Origin of the sequence: Sphingomonas sp. UNC305MFCol5.2 (assembly GCF_000712135.1) — a bacterium.
In the GTDB taxonomy this organism is placed as follows: Bacteria; Pseudomonadota; Alphaproteobacteria; order Sphingomonadales; family Sphingomonadaceae; genus Sphingomonas.
Genome location: NZ_JOOE01000001.1, coordinates 472,480 through 484,185, shown reverse-complemented (window position 1 = coordinate 484,185; position 11,706 = coordinate 472,480). Strand labels below are relative to the sequence as shown.

The following is an 11,706-nucleotide window of genomic DNA, read 5'->3' as shown; positions in this document are numbered from 1 at the left end:
TTCGACCGAGCCGTGATGTTCGGCAGGAGATCCGCACAGGCGGATCGATAGCGTGGACGCATTGGTCGCTGGCATCCGTTTCCCGGAGTATCTGCCTGGGCTGGCGCTAGCCGGTGCAATCGGACTGCTCATCGGCTTCGAGCGGGGCTGGGAGCTGCGGGAGGAACCCGCCGGCCAGCGCGTAGCGGGCATCCCTACCTTCGCCATGCTCGGTTGTTCGGCGGGGTGCCCGGCATGGTGGGGCGCCACCGGCCTGTCGCTCATCGCCTGCGCTCGCACGGTGATCGCTCTCCTTGCCGGATATGCATTCGACATGTGCCAGAGCCTGATGGGCTGAATGGGCAGCAAGCGGGCCGCGGTAGCGATAAGTATAGAACCGTATGTCGGTCCGGCGCACAGCCGATAGGCTCGACCCAGCAATTTATGGAGGGTTCGATGACCCAGGACCTACGCATGGTTCCAGGCAGGATTGCCGGGTTCGGCGCGCGCCAGCCGCGCATCGCGATTGGTGGCCTCGGTCTCGCCTCGGTCGTGCTGATCGAGTTGGCGCTGATGCTGGCCAGCCACACCCCGGCTTGAGGAACGGAGCGATGAGCAGTGAGACTCCGATCCGGCATCTGATCGTGCTGGGGCACCCCGGTCCGGAGGGTTTCAGTCATTCGGTGGCGGCCGCCTATGGCGAAGCAGTGCGGGCCTGCGGACAGCAGCCGGTTATGCGCGATCTCTACGCGCTCGACTTCGATCCGCGGCTCAAGGCAGCGGAACGGTCCGCAGCGGGAAAGGGTATCCCGGGCGACGACGCGCGCATCGAGCTTGAACAGCTCCGCGACTGCGCGGTGGTTGCGCTCGTTTACCCGATCTGGTTCGGCATGCCGCCGGCGATCATCAAGGGCTATGTCGACCGGGTGCTGGGCAGCGGATTCGCGGCGCGCAACCTTATGGAGGGAACGCCGTCGGACCTGCTCCATGGCAAGCGGCTGATCCTGTTCACGTCATCGGCCTCGACAAAGCCCTGGCTCGAGGAGCAGGGGCAATGGCTCGCCCTGCGCCAGGCGTTCGACGTCTATCTCGAGACGATCTTCGGCTTCAGCAGTGTCGAGCACGTCCATTTCGACGCCGTCGTCGAGGGAGCCAGGGAGCGCTATGTCGACGAGTGCCTTGCGCGGGTTGACGAGGTCGTCCATGGCCTCTGTGCCGAACTGCTCCATGAACGCCGCCATGCGCGTTTCGAGAGGCACCGGGCGCTTCACGACTGAAATCGGCCGCCGCTACCGCGCCGCCAGCTGCGCGTCGTACTCTGCGATGCCGGCGGCGACGCCTGCTTCGGTCTAGAGTCTGCGCTCCTCTTCCCAGATCGAGCCGGCAGACCCGTCCGCTTGCGCCAGCGCGAGCGCCTGGACTCGCCGGGCGTTGGTGCGGTCCAGCGGCGAGGTGCCGATGGTCTCGTAGATCGACACTGCTTCCGTCGCCGCTTCGAGCGGCAGGCGCTCGAGCCTGAACTCGCGGGCAAGGTCGGAGACGTGGCGGAGCGCATGCGCGAGAGAGGCCTCGTCGCATACGGTGCGGGCCAGATCTGATGCCAGCATGTAGAATTCCAGTGCTGCTGCCGCTTCGCCTTCGCCTCGGGCGCCGCGCGCGCGATGCAACGCTTCCTCAACTTGCGCTTCGATCGTCATAGAGGGGGAGCTGTCGCGAGGAGGGCGCTCCTCGCGCATGGGCAACCGGACAGCCTCAATGGCCCGTCCCCGAGACGGGGCATCGTCCAGCTGCGTTCGTCCCCGCGCACTGTTATTCTACCCACCAAGGCGATGGATCAATCGATATGACGTTATGCCGATTGCAGTGAATGCGCTAGCGGCAGCGACTACCTGTGCAATCGGAGCAGGCTGGGCAGGTCGAGAACGATGACAGTGCCCCGTTCCGGTGTGCTGCGCAGGTGCAACCGCCCATGCAACGATTCGACAAAGCCGCAGACCTGCTGGAATCCGGTGCCGTTCGCGCCATCGGTCGCCGGGCGCGTCAGCAGCGCGTGGCAGTCGCTGCGCGACATGCCCGCGCCGGTGTCCGCGACGATCAGCCGCACCCGACCTCGGGCCGCGCGCAACCGGATGCGAATCGCGCCGGGGCGGGTGAATGCATGGCAGGCATTGGCCACCAGTTCGATGACGATGTGATCGAATTGCTCCGGCACGACGCGAATCGCCGCAAAGCGCTCACCGAGATCCAGGGTGAGCCGGGTGTCGCCGTCAGCGATCGTGCGCAGCAGCGGTTCCAGCCGCCGGAGACGCGCCGCGAGATCGAGCCTTTCGGGACGCGCGCCGCTGTCCGCCGCCAGCAGGCTGGTCGTAAGCGCATCGCCGCGCTCCGCAGCGTCGCCGAGTGCCGCGAGTATCTGGCTGCGTCGCGGTTCCTCGGGCGCGCTATCGAGCAAGTGCCGCGCGGAGGCGATTGCGCCAAACAGGTTGCGCAGGTCGTGCGCGCGGTGGCGAAGGTCAGTGTTATGGGCGGTTGCAAGCAAGCTGGGCATCTCGGCTCCCCTCGAAGTTCGCCCGAACCTCTGACGGACCAGCGACGATTCGAATCCGCAACATCCCGTAGCGCGCTCGTCGTGGATATTGCGGATCGCGCCTAAAAGTCTGCCGGCTAGCTTCGATGTCACGACCGGAGACAAGATGCCATGCCGATCCGCCACACGCTGCCTGCGATCCTTCTGATGCTTGCCGGATGCGTCCAGACGCGCCTCGCCTATGTGCCCGAGGGGCAGTCAGATCGCATGGGCTATGCCGAGGCGCCGATCGGGCCGAAGCGGTTCCGGGTGAGCTATTCCGGTCCGAAGGGGACGCCCATCGCGCAGCTGGACCGGCTTGCGTTGCGCCGTGCCGCCGAGCTCAGCCTTTCCAGAGGCTATGACTTCTTCGCGCCAGGCGACCGGCTGGTTTCGCGCGGCGTCTACGTGCTGCCCGGGCCACAAGGCGCGTGGGCCACCTATCGCGGCGGGTTCGGCGACTGGCGCCGCTTCTGGCGCTTCTACTGCCTTGGCCAAGGCTGGAAGGGTTGTGAGGAGGATCCGCTCTGGCCTTCGCGCGTGCGGCTGCTCGAACGCGTGGAGGTCGCCTACACCATCGATCTGCTCGAAGTGGCCAATTCCTCTCCCGTGGCGGTCGATGCGGCGCGGCTGCTGGCGCTGCATCGTGCGGAAGACGTCCGTCGGACGAGACGACCCTAGGGTACGAGCACAGCGGCGCCTTCCAGCGCGCCCGAACGCAACGCCGCGAGCGCAGCCCCGCCCTCAGCCAGGGGGAAAACTGTCGTATGCGTCCGCACCGGCACCCTTGGCGCGACCTCAAGGAACGCATGACCGTCTGTCCGGGTGAGATTGGCAACCGACAGGATCGATCGCTCTCCCCAGAGATCGGTATAGGGGAAGGAAGGGATGTCGCTCATATGGATGCCCGCGCAAACGACGCGCCCGCCCTTGCGCACATGGCGCAGCGCCAGCGGCACGAGTTCGCCCGCGGGCGCGAACAGGATTGCCGCGTCGACAAGGTCGGGGGGTGTCTCATCAGTGCCCCCCGCCCAGGCGCAGCCCAACGTGCGCGCAAAGGCCTGGGCCCTGGCGTCACCGGGCCGGGTCAGGGCAAGGACCTCGCGCCCCTGCCAAAGTGCGACCTGAGCGATGATGTGCGCGGCCGCGCCAAAGCCGTACAGTGCGATCTGCGCCGCTTCACCCGCCATCGTCAGCGCCCGATAGCCGATCAGCCCGGCGCAGAGCAGTGGCGCCGCCTCGACATCGCCCAGGTCCGGCGGGATCGGCAGGCAATAGCGCGAGTCGGCGAGGATATGGCTGGCATAGCCGCCATCGCGCGTGGCGCCGGTGAAGACCGGCGAGTCGCACAGATTCTCGCGATGCGAGCGACAATAGCGGCACCGGCCGCACGTTTGCCCAAGCCACGGGACGCCCAGCCGGTCGCCGACCGCGACTCCTTGCACATCCTGGCCCAGCGCCAGAACGCGTCCGACGACTTCGTGCCCAGGCACCACCGGGTAGGACGCCGAGATCTCGCCGTCGGCGACGTGCAGATCGGTGCGGCACACGCCGCAGGCGAGGACTTTGAGAAGCACCTCGTGTCCGGCCGGCGCGGCATATTTGCGCTCGACCCGGTTGAGCGGCGCGCCGGCACGCTCGATCTGCATCGCATAGCCCTGGATCATGCCGAGATCCTGCGGCGTCGCGTGAAGGCGCAAAATAAGGGATATTGCGAGGCGCGGCCGCATCGTCGGCGGCATAGCTGCGTTCTGGAGGCAGAGCATGGCGCAGCCGCGTGACAACACAGAGGATGTGACTGATCCTCCTCCCGGAGCAGGATGGGACTGGCTGTTCGCGCTGGTCGCTGCTGCCGCCTTGCTGGTTGTTGGCCGCGGTGGTGCTTCAGTGCGGCACCTACGCCGCCGTCGCCCTTGGCTGGTCGGCAGTCCTCAAGCGCGCGGGGCATCCGGTCCGGCTGGCGCGCCTCCTGCGGGTCGCTCTCAGCAAGCTGTTCGCTGACCAGGTCATTCCCAGCGCGGGCATCGGCGGCAATGTCCTGCTGATCGACCGGCTGACCGCGCTCGGCGCGCCACGTGGTGCCGCAGTGGCGACGCTGCTCGTCTCGCTTGTCGGCTATTATCTCGCTTGCCTTGTGGCTCCATGCGCGCGGCAGCAGGCCGTTGCCGCGTCGGATCGAGTCGATCGGAATCGTGCGCACCTTGTTGCGTGCGTTCGGCGAGGCGGCCAGGCATCTGATCGCGGACAGGCGTCTGATCCTCCGCGTCGCCGGTTGCAATGCCGCCGTTTTTCTCGCCGACGGCCTGACGCTGGCGGTCTGCCTTGCCGCACTCGGCCAGCCGTTTCGTGTCGCGACTGGTTTCATCGCCCTCATGATGGCGTCGATCGTCGCGACCCTGGGGCCCATTCCGATGGCTCTTGGCAGCTCCGGGGCGAGCTCGGTCGCCATGCTGACCGTGCTGGGGGTCTCCCTCGAGGCCGCCGTCGCGGCGGCGCTTCTGCTGCGAAGCCTCACTTTGTGGCTACCGCTGGCACCAGGCCTCATCCTCATTCGGACGGGGCCAGGCGCACCCGGTAAGTAGTGTTCCCAATCGAGCCCTGCTTCGGTCCGGCACTAGCATTCGAGCAGCCCAAGCAGGGAGACGAAGATGGCGATCGACCATGTGCTGCGGACCTGGCCCTATGACCCGGCCGGCATCATCGCCTGGAGCGCGGCCGCGACGCAGCTGCCGCTTCTCGCCGGTCTTGGCTGGTGCGAGGCACTTCGCGATGCCGTTCCCCCCAGCCGGCCTCCGGCCGTTGAGGCGGGTGCGACGCACGAGCTGATCGTCCCGCCGCCGATCGAGGACGAGGGCGAGCATGCCCTGTTCGCCTGACCATCCGTGCTTGTGGCGCAATCCGCGAAAGGAGTGAGTCCCATGAATGACCTGACCCCTGCTCACACGGCGCGCCGCGCCACGGGTGCACCGCTCGGCTGGCTTCGCACCGAGATCGATCGCCTGTTCGACGATTTCGGCCCGGCGCGCAGCCTGTTCAACTTCGGCTCGCTGGCGCCGGTGCCGGCGCTCGAACTCTCCTCGGGCGACAAGGAATATCGGTTGGCCGCCGAGCTTCCCGGGCTGACCGAGGCCGATGTCGAGATCAGCGTGGCGGATGGCATTCTCACGCTCAAGGGCGAAAAGCGCGAGGCCGAGGAGCATAAGGAAGCCGGCTATCTGATGAGCGAGCGGCGCTACGGCAAGTTCGAGCGCCGCATCGCGCTACCCGAGGATGTCGATGGCGACAGGATCGAAGCTACCTTCGCCAAGGGCGTTCTGACCGTCACCCTGCCGAGGAGCGAACAGGCGCACGACCGCGCCCGCAAGATCGCCATCAGCACGGCAGGCTGACTGCGATGATCGGCTCCGCCCGCGCGGACCCGCCGCGCGGGCCTGGAGAAGATCCCGACCGGGCAGCGTCTTCCGCGACGCTGCCCGGTTCACCACCTTGCTGGTGGGCAGTGCCCGAGGCCACCCTCCTGGCCGGTCTGTCCACCGGCGGCGCGGGGCTTGCGACCGAAGAGGCCGCCGCGCGCCTCAGGCTTGGCGGGCCCAACAAGCTGCGCGACGACGAAGGCGTCTCGCCGGCGCGCCTGTTCCTCCGGCAGTTCGCGAGCCCGCTGGTGCTGATCCTGCTGTTCGGTGCCGGCGTGTCGCTGGCGCTCAGCGAATGGGTCGACGCCTCGATCATCCTCGCGATCGTGCTGGGGAGCGCCATCCTCGGTTTCTGGCAGGAATATCGCGCTTCACGGGCCGTGCTGGCGTTGCGCGACCGGCTTGCGCTCAGCGCACGGGTCGTGCGCGACGGCGTCGAGCGCATCATTCCCTGCACCGGGATCGTGCCGGGCGACCTGGTGCTGCTCTCGGCCGGCAATCTCGTACCAGCCGATGGGCGTATCCTCGAGGCCAATGATTTCCTCGTGACCGAAGCCGCGCTTACCGGCGAGTCGCTGCCCGTGGAGAAAGCGCCCGGGTCGGCAATGGCGGATGCCACGGTGGCGGCGCGGACCAATTGCGTGTTCATGGGCTCCTCGGTGCGCTCGGGCAGCGCCCGCGTGCTGATTGTGGCGACCGGGCCGCGCACGCTCTATGGCGCGATAGCGGCGCGGCTCAGGCTCGATGAACCCGAGACCGACTTCGCGCGCGGCATCCGGCAGTTCGGGGGGATGCTGCTGCGGGTGATGATCGTGATCGTGCTCGGTGTGCTCACGGTCAACCAGCTGCTCGGGCGCCCGGTCGCAGAGTCGCTGCTGTTCGCGGTCGCGCTCGCGGTCGGCCTCTCTCCCGAGCTTCTCCCCGCCATCGTCAGCATTACGCTTTCGGCCGGGGCCCGCCATCTGGCCCGAAGCGGCGTGATCGTTCGCCGGCTGGAGGCGATCGAAAATCTCGGCAGCCTGGACATATTGTGCACCGACAAGACGGGCACGCTGACCGAAGGAACCGTCTCGCTGGCGGATGCCCTGGACTGCGCGGGGCACCCATGCCGCCGCGTCCGTGAGGCAGGCTATGTCAATGCCGCGCTCGAGACCGGGATCGCCAATCCGCTCGACCAGGCGCTTTGCGCCGCGGCCGAAGCCGAGCATTGGACCGCCGCCGGGCTCAGCAAGCGGGGCGAGATTCCCTATGATTTTGAGCGGCGGCGACTGAGCGTCCTGGTCGAGGATGCGGGCGGCGGCGTGCGGATGGTCACCAAGGGAGCGGTCATCGACATATTGTCCGTCTGCACCGCGTTCCTGCCCCCGGGTGCCGACATTGGCCGGCCGCTCGACGAGACGATGCGCGCCGCGCTCGACGCCCGGTTCCGGGCGCAGGGCGATACAGGGTTGCGGCTGCTGGGCGTCGCGGAACGGCGCTTTCCCGCGACGGACCGGCTCGATCGCACCGACGAGCACGACATGACGTTCCTCGGCTTCCTCGCTTTCGTGGACCCGCCCAAGCCGGATGCGGCCAAGGCGCTCGGCGATCTCGAGCGGCTGGGAATCGCGGTGAAGATCCTCAGCGGCGACAACCGCCATGTGACGGCCCATGTCGCCCGCGCCGTGGGCCTGGGCGAAGCGACGATGCTGACCGGGAGCGAGATATCGACGATGTCCGACCGCGCCCTTGTCCATCATGCGCGTCGGACGCAGCTGTTCGTCGAGATCGACCCCGAGCAGAAGGAGCGAATCGTTCGCGCGCTTCGCAGCGCCGGTCACGCAGTCGGCTATCTCGGCGACGGGATCAACGACGCTCCGGCGCTCCATGTCGCCGATGTCGGTATCTCGGTCGAGGGGGCCGTCGACGTCGCGCGCGAGAGCGCCGATATCATATTGCTCAGGCGAGACCTCGACGTGCTTCGCCAGGGAGTCGCGGACGGCCGCCGTACCTTCGCGAACACCCTCAAATATATTGCCATCACCACGAGCGCGAATTTCGGCAACATGGTGAGCATGGCGATGGTGACGCCGCTGCTGCCTTTCCTGCCGCTCCTGCCCAAGCAGATCCTGCTCAATAATTTCCTTTCCGACCTGCCGTCGATGGCGATCTCGACCGATCGCGTCGATCCGGAGCAGGTCGCCAGCCCGCAACGCTGGAACCTGCGCGAAGTGCAGCGCTTCATGATCGTCTTCGGGCTCGTGAGCTCCGCCTTCGATGCGCTCACCTTCGTGCTGCTGCTCATGGTGCTGCACGCCGACGCGCCGTTGTTCCAGACCATGTGGTTCCTGGTGTCGCTCCTGACCGAGCTCGTCGTCGTGCTGGTGGTGCGCACGCGTCGGACGGCTATTCGAAGCCGACCGAGCGCGACCCTGTTATGGAGCAGCGTCGCGGCGGCGGGAATGGCGCTGCTGCTTCCCTACAGCGACGGCTTCGCGTCGCTGTTCGGCCTGGTTCCACTGCCGCCGCTGATGCTCGCTGCGGCGATCGCGATCGTGATCGCCTATGCCGCGGTAACGGAGGCCGCGAAGCGCTTCTTCTTCCGGCGGCGGCGCGTCCCGGCCGGTACGCAACACTCCTTATTCCCCCGGAGGAGGCCCAGTCCGAAGCTCGGTGGCGCAGGGTAGTGAGGCCCTGCCACCCTCAGCGAGGAGAATGGCGATGAAGACCGACAGCCAGTTACAGAAGGACGTGTTCGACGAGCTCAGCTGGGCTCCCGATATCGAACATGGCCATATCGGCGTGACGGCGCGCGACGGCGTGATCACGTTGAGCGGGCATGCCCCCAATTATGCGATGAAGCTCGCGGCCGAGCGTGCGGCGCGGCGCGTGCACGGCGTCAAGGCGGTCGCGCAGGAGATCGAGGTGCGCTTCGCGAGCGATCCGAAGACCTCGGACGACGAGATCGCGCAGCGCATCGTGCACATGTTCGCCTGGAATGTGAGCATCCCCCACGACAAGATCCAGGTGAAGGTCGAGAAGGGCTATGTGACGCTCACCGGCGAGGCCGAGTGGAACTATCAGAAGCTGGCCGCCTGGCGCGCCGCCAGCCAGATTAACGGCGTGCTCGGCGTGATGAGCAACATCACCGTGCGTCAGCGTCCCACCGCCCATGATGTTCGCGAGAAGATCATCGCCGCGCTCAAACGCTCGGCGGAAGTCGATGCCACTGCGATCGAGGTCAGGGTCGATGGCTCGACCGTGAGGCTGGGCGGCTCGGTCCATGGCTGGAACGAACGCCGGGTCGCGGAACAGGCCGCATGGGCGGCTCCGGGCGTGCTGTCGGTCGAGGACAATATCGTTCTTGCCTGAGTTCGTTTCGGGACCACACGAAAGACCCCGGAGGCGATACCTCCGGGGTCTTTTTGCATCCGGACCCGAAGCATCAGTGCGACAGGAGCACCGGGAGGCGCACCTGTCCCAGCAGTCCCCGCGTGACGCCGCCCAGCACCGCCTCGCGCATGCGCGAATGGGCATAGCCGCCCGCCACGAGGACATCGGCGCCCACCTGGACGGCGTAATGCTCGAGCATGTCGGCGGTGCTCGACCAGTCGCCGGGCGGCGAGACATGGACGCTTGGCTTGAACCCGTGCCGGTTAAGGTGGCGCTCGACCTCGACGACATCGGGCCGCGTGCCGGCTTTCGCATCCTCATCCACCAGCATCACGTCGATAGCCGCACCCGGCTCGGCCAGCGCGACGAGATCATGCACTGCCCGGTTCGCCTCGCGCGAGGGCTTCCAGCCCAGAACCGCACGATGGATCGGCCCCAGCGGCCGCCCGGCAGGCATGATCAGGAGCGGTGTCCCGGTCGACAGGAGCAGCGTCTCGAGCACGCGCCGATGCAGCCAGGGCACCTCCCAGCTGTCGGGACCGCCGACGAGGATGAGATCCGCCATCGGACGGCTCAGCCGAAGGTCATGCGGTACCCAGGCGATATCGTCGCGCAGGCCATAGACCTCGATCGGGCATTTGGCCTCCGCGATCGAGGCGCGAACGGCGGTGAGCCGGGCCTCCTCTTCCCGTTGCAGGACCTCGTCCGGGACATAGAGCGCGCCGAACGGCGCGAGATCGGCGGCGGCAAGCGGGCCGGGCGACAGCATCGCGACCTCTCCACGCGCTCCGGAGCGCTCGGTGAATGCGACGGCAGCCTGGAGGAAGGAATCCGCAGCACTGCTGTTGTCGATGACGATCAGTAGATCCTTGATCATGATACGCTCCTTTCGAAGCGTCTATCGAACCTTGGACGGAACCGGTTTGCGCTTGGGAATGTCCCGTAGCGAAGCTCGAGCGCCCGACCGACAGTACGGGACTTTCCGCATTCGAACTGAAGATGCGCCAGCGCATGCCGGTGCCATGGCCATCAGGGCCAGCTTTTCAAATGGAGGCGGGACGATGCTCATTCCCCATGGCGCGCTGGTGCTGGTGCTCGACGGCGCGCACGTCCAGCTGCTGCGCAATCGCGGCAGGGACACCGGCCCGGATCTCGAGCCGGTCCCGAGCGACCGGCTGCGCCGCTGCGGCACGCGCGCTGACCGCCATGATGACCGGGCGCGCGTGCGGGACGTGATCGAAGCGGTCGACCCGCTGCTTGCCGCCGGCACCCCGCTGATCCTCGTGGCGCCGCCCGACCTGCTCGGCGCGATGCGCTCGGAGCTGCCGCCGCAAGCGCGCCGGCATGTCATCGCCGAGATCGGCAGGGACCTGGCGGGATGCGCCCCGCACGAGCTCGCGGAGCGTCTTCACCGGGCGCCCGCCTGAGATGAAGGCTCAAAGGCTTCTGGCGTGCGCTGTCGCCGCACTGGACCTCGCTTGCGCGGTTCCGGCGCTGGCACAGGAAGGGTTTCCGGGCGGCTCGGTCGTGGCTGCGGTCGAGCAGCTCAAGCCGGGTGAGTTCCTCTGGCTTCCCGAGATCGCACCGGACGGTCCGATCCTGCTGATCGTCAGCGTCGCCAGCCAACGCGCCATTCTGTACCGCAATGGCGTGCCGATCGCAGTGACCACCGTATCGACCGGCCGGCAAGGCTATCGCACGCCGACGGGCGTGTTCACGATCCTCCAGAAGCATGTCGAGCATTTCTCGAGCATCTACGACAATGCGCCGATGCCTTATATGCAGCGGCTCACCTGGAAAGGCGTCGCCCTCCATGGCGGCCAATTGCCAGGCTATCCGGCGTCGCATGGCTGCATCCGCTTGCCCCACGCATTCGCCAGGCTGCTCTATGGCGTGACCGCGCTCGGCATGACCGTGATCGTCACCGACGCGCCTGCCTTGCCGCGGCTCGCGCCGACGCGCGATCCTCTGCCTATGGCCGATTCCGCGCGCGGTGGTGCCCAGTGGCATCCCGAGCGCGCCCTTTCCGGGCCGCTCTCGATCATCGTCAGCGGCGCCGACCGCCGCGTGGTGGTGCTGCGCGACGGGCGGGAGATCGGCGCGGCGCCCGTCGAATTCAGTGCGCCCGTCACCGCGACAAGCGCCTATGTGCGGCGGACCGATGCCCAAGGCCGGCCCGTCTGGCTGGCCGTGCTGCCGGGCGAGGCGACAGGATCGAACGATGCCGATCCCGACTGGAGCCGTTTCCGGGTCGATCCGGCGTTCCGCTCGGCGGTGGCCGCGGCGCTGGTGCCGGGGACCACGGTGGTGGTCACACCCGATTCGCTGGCGCCCGGTGCGCCGGTGGATCTGCTCGATGCGGAACCGCCGCGCTAA

At 67.5% G+C, this 11,706-nt stretch carries 14 protein-coding genes and 1 pseudogene; 11 read left to right on the top strand and 4 right to left on the bottom strand.

Annotated features, from left to right (window positions below; all coding sequences use genetic code 11):
* The first annotated feature begins 52 nt into the window (after positions 1–52).
* The 3 genes from BR78_RS0102420 to BR78_RS0102410 all read left to right on the top strand — a co-directional run bounded on the left by BR78_RS0102420 (position 53) and on the right by BR78_RS0102410 (position 1,256).
* Positions 53–337, top strand: a complete 285-nt coding sequence (locus BR78_RS0102420) for a hypothetical protein (protein ID WP_029934619.1) — start codon at positions 53–55, stop codon at positions 335–337.
* 98 nt (positions 338–435) lie between these two features.
* Positions 436–579, top strand: coding sequence for a hypothetical protein (locus tag BR78_RS21900; RefSeq protein ID WP_197021253.1), 144 nt, complete (start codon positions 436–438; stop codon positions 577–579).
* An 11-nt stretch (positions 580–590) separates the two neighbouring features.
* The gene (locus tag BR78_RS0102410) at positions 591–1,256 is read left to right on the top strand and encodes an NAD(P)H-dependent oxidoreductase (RefSeq protein WP_029934617.1); all 666 of its coding nucleotides are present in this window, start codon (positions 591–593) and stop codon (positions 1,254–1,256) included.
* Positions 1,257–1,328: 72 nt separating this feature from the next.
* Here the strand turns inward: BR78_RS0102410 and BR78_RS0102405 are convergent, their stop codons facing one another.
* The gene (locus BR78_RS0102405) at positions 1,329–1,676 is read right to left on the bottom strand and encodes a hypothetical protein (RefSeq protein ID WP_029934616.1); all 348 of its coding nucleotides are present in this window, start codon (positions 1,674–1,676) and stop codon (positions 1,329–1,331) included.
* Positions 1,677–1,864: 188 nt separating this feature from the next.
* Positions 1,865–2,527, bottom strand: coding sequence for an ATP-binding protein (locus BR78_RS0102400; RefSeq protein ID WP_029934614.1), 663 nt, complete (start codon positions 2,525–2,527; stop codon positions 1,865–1,867).
* Between the two features lie 150 nt (positions 2,528–2,677).
* Here BR78_RS0102400 and BR78_RS20775 point away from each other — a divergent pair, with 150 nt between their 5' ends.
* A complete protein-coding gene (locus tag BR78_RS20775; protein WP_051683159.1) occupies positions 2,678–3,226 on the top strand; it encodes a CC0125/CC1285 family lipoprotein in 549 nt (182 codons plus the stop codon).
* On the opposite strand, the gene BR78_RS0102390 is transcribed toward BR78_RS20775, so the two are convergent.
* The gene (locus BR78_RS0102390; RefSeq protein ID WP_443027662.1) at positions 3,223–4,245 is read right to left on the bottom strand and encodes a zinc-dependent alcohol dehydrogenase family protein; all 1,023 of its coding nucleotides are present in this window, start codon (positions 4,243–4,245) and stop codon (positions 3,223–3,225) included. The genes BR78_RS20775 and BR78_RS0102390 overlap by 4 nt on opposite strands.
* A gap of 176 nt (positions 4,246–4,421) precedes the next feature.
* Here BR78_RS0102390 and BR78_RS22080 point away from each other — a divergent pair.
* The 5 genes and pseudogenes from BR78_RS22080 to BR78_RS0102365 all read left to right on the top strand — a co-directional run bounded on the left by BR78_RS22080 (position 4,422) and on the right by BR78_RS0102365 (position 9,309).
* Positions 4,422–5,127 (top strand): annotated as a pseudogene (locus tag BR78_RS22080) (lysylphosphatidylglycerol synthase domain-containing protein).
* 66 nt (positions 5,128–5,193) lie between these two features.
* Positions 5,194–5,421: a hypothetical protein gene (locus tag BR78_RS0102380; RefSeq protein ID WP_029934606.1), complete on the top strand. Its 228-nt coding sequence runs from the start codon at positions 5,194–5,196 to the stop codon at positions 5,419–5,421.
* A 42-nt stretch (positions 5,422–5,463) separates the two neighbouring features.
* The gene (locus tag BR78_RS0102375) at positions 5,464–5,934 is read left to right on the top strand and encodes an Hsp20/alpha crystallin family protein (RefSeq protein WP_037565892.1); all 471 of its coding nucleotides are present in this window, start codon (positions 5,464–5,466) and stop codon (positions 5,932–5,934) included.
* Between the two features lie 110 nt (positions 5,935–6,044).
* Positions 6,045–8,624 carry a magnesium-translocating P-type ATPase gene (gene mgtA, locus BR78_RS0102370; protein ID WP_231478088.1) on the top strand — a complete coding sequence of 860 codons (2,580 nt, stop codon included), beginning with the start codon at positions 6,045–6,047 and terminating at the stop codon, positions 8,622–8,624.
* A 34-nt stretch (positions 8,625–8,658) separates the two neighbouring features.
* The gene (locus BR78_RS0102365) at positions 8,659–9,309 is read left to right on the top strand and encodes a BON domain-containing protein (protein ID WP_029934600.1); all 651 of its coding nucleotides are present in this window, start codon (positions 8,659–8,661) and stop codon (positions 9,307–9,309) included.
* Between the two features lie 73 nt (positions 9,310–9,382).
* Here BR78_RS0102365 and BR78_RS0102360 read toward each other — a convergent pair whose 3' ends face one another.
* Positions 9,383–10,207, bottom strand: a complete 825-nt coding sequence (locus BR78_RS0102360; protein ID WP_029934598.1) for a universal stress protein — start codon at positions 10,205–10,207, stop codon at positions 9,383–9,385.
* A gap of 184 nt (positions 10,208–10,391) precedes the next feature.
* Between BR78_RS0102360 and BR78_RS21895 the strand changes: the two genes are divergently transcribed.
* Both BR78_RS21895 and BR78_RS0102350 read left to right on the top strand, forming a co-directional pair.
* Positions 10,392–10,757, top strand: a complete 366-nt coding sequence (locus tag BR78_RS21895) for a host attachment protein (RefSeq protein ID WP_029934597.1) — start codon at positions 10,392–10,394, stop codon at positions 10,755–10,757.
* 1 nt (position 10,758) lies between these two features.
* Positions 10,759–11,706, top strand: coding sequence for a L,D-transpeptidase family protein (locus tag BR78_RS0102350; protein ID WP_037565891.1), 948 nt, complete (start codon positions 10,759–10,761; stop codon positions 11,704–11,706).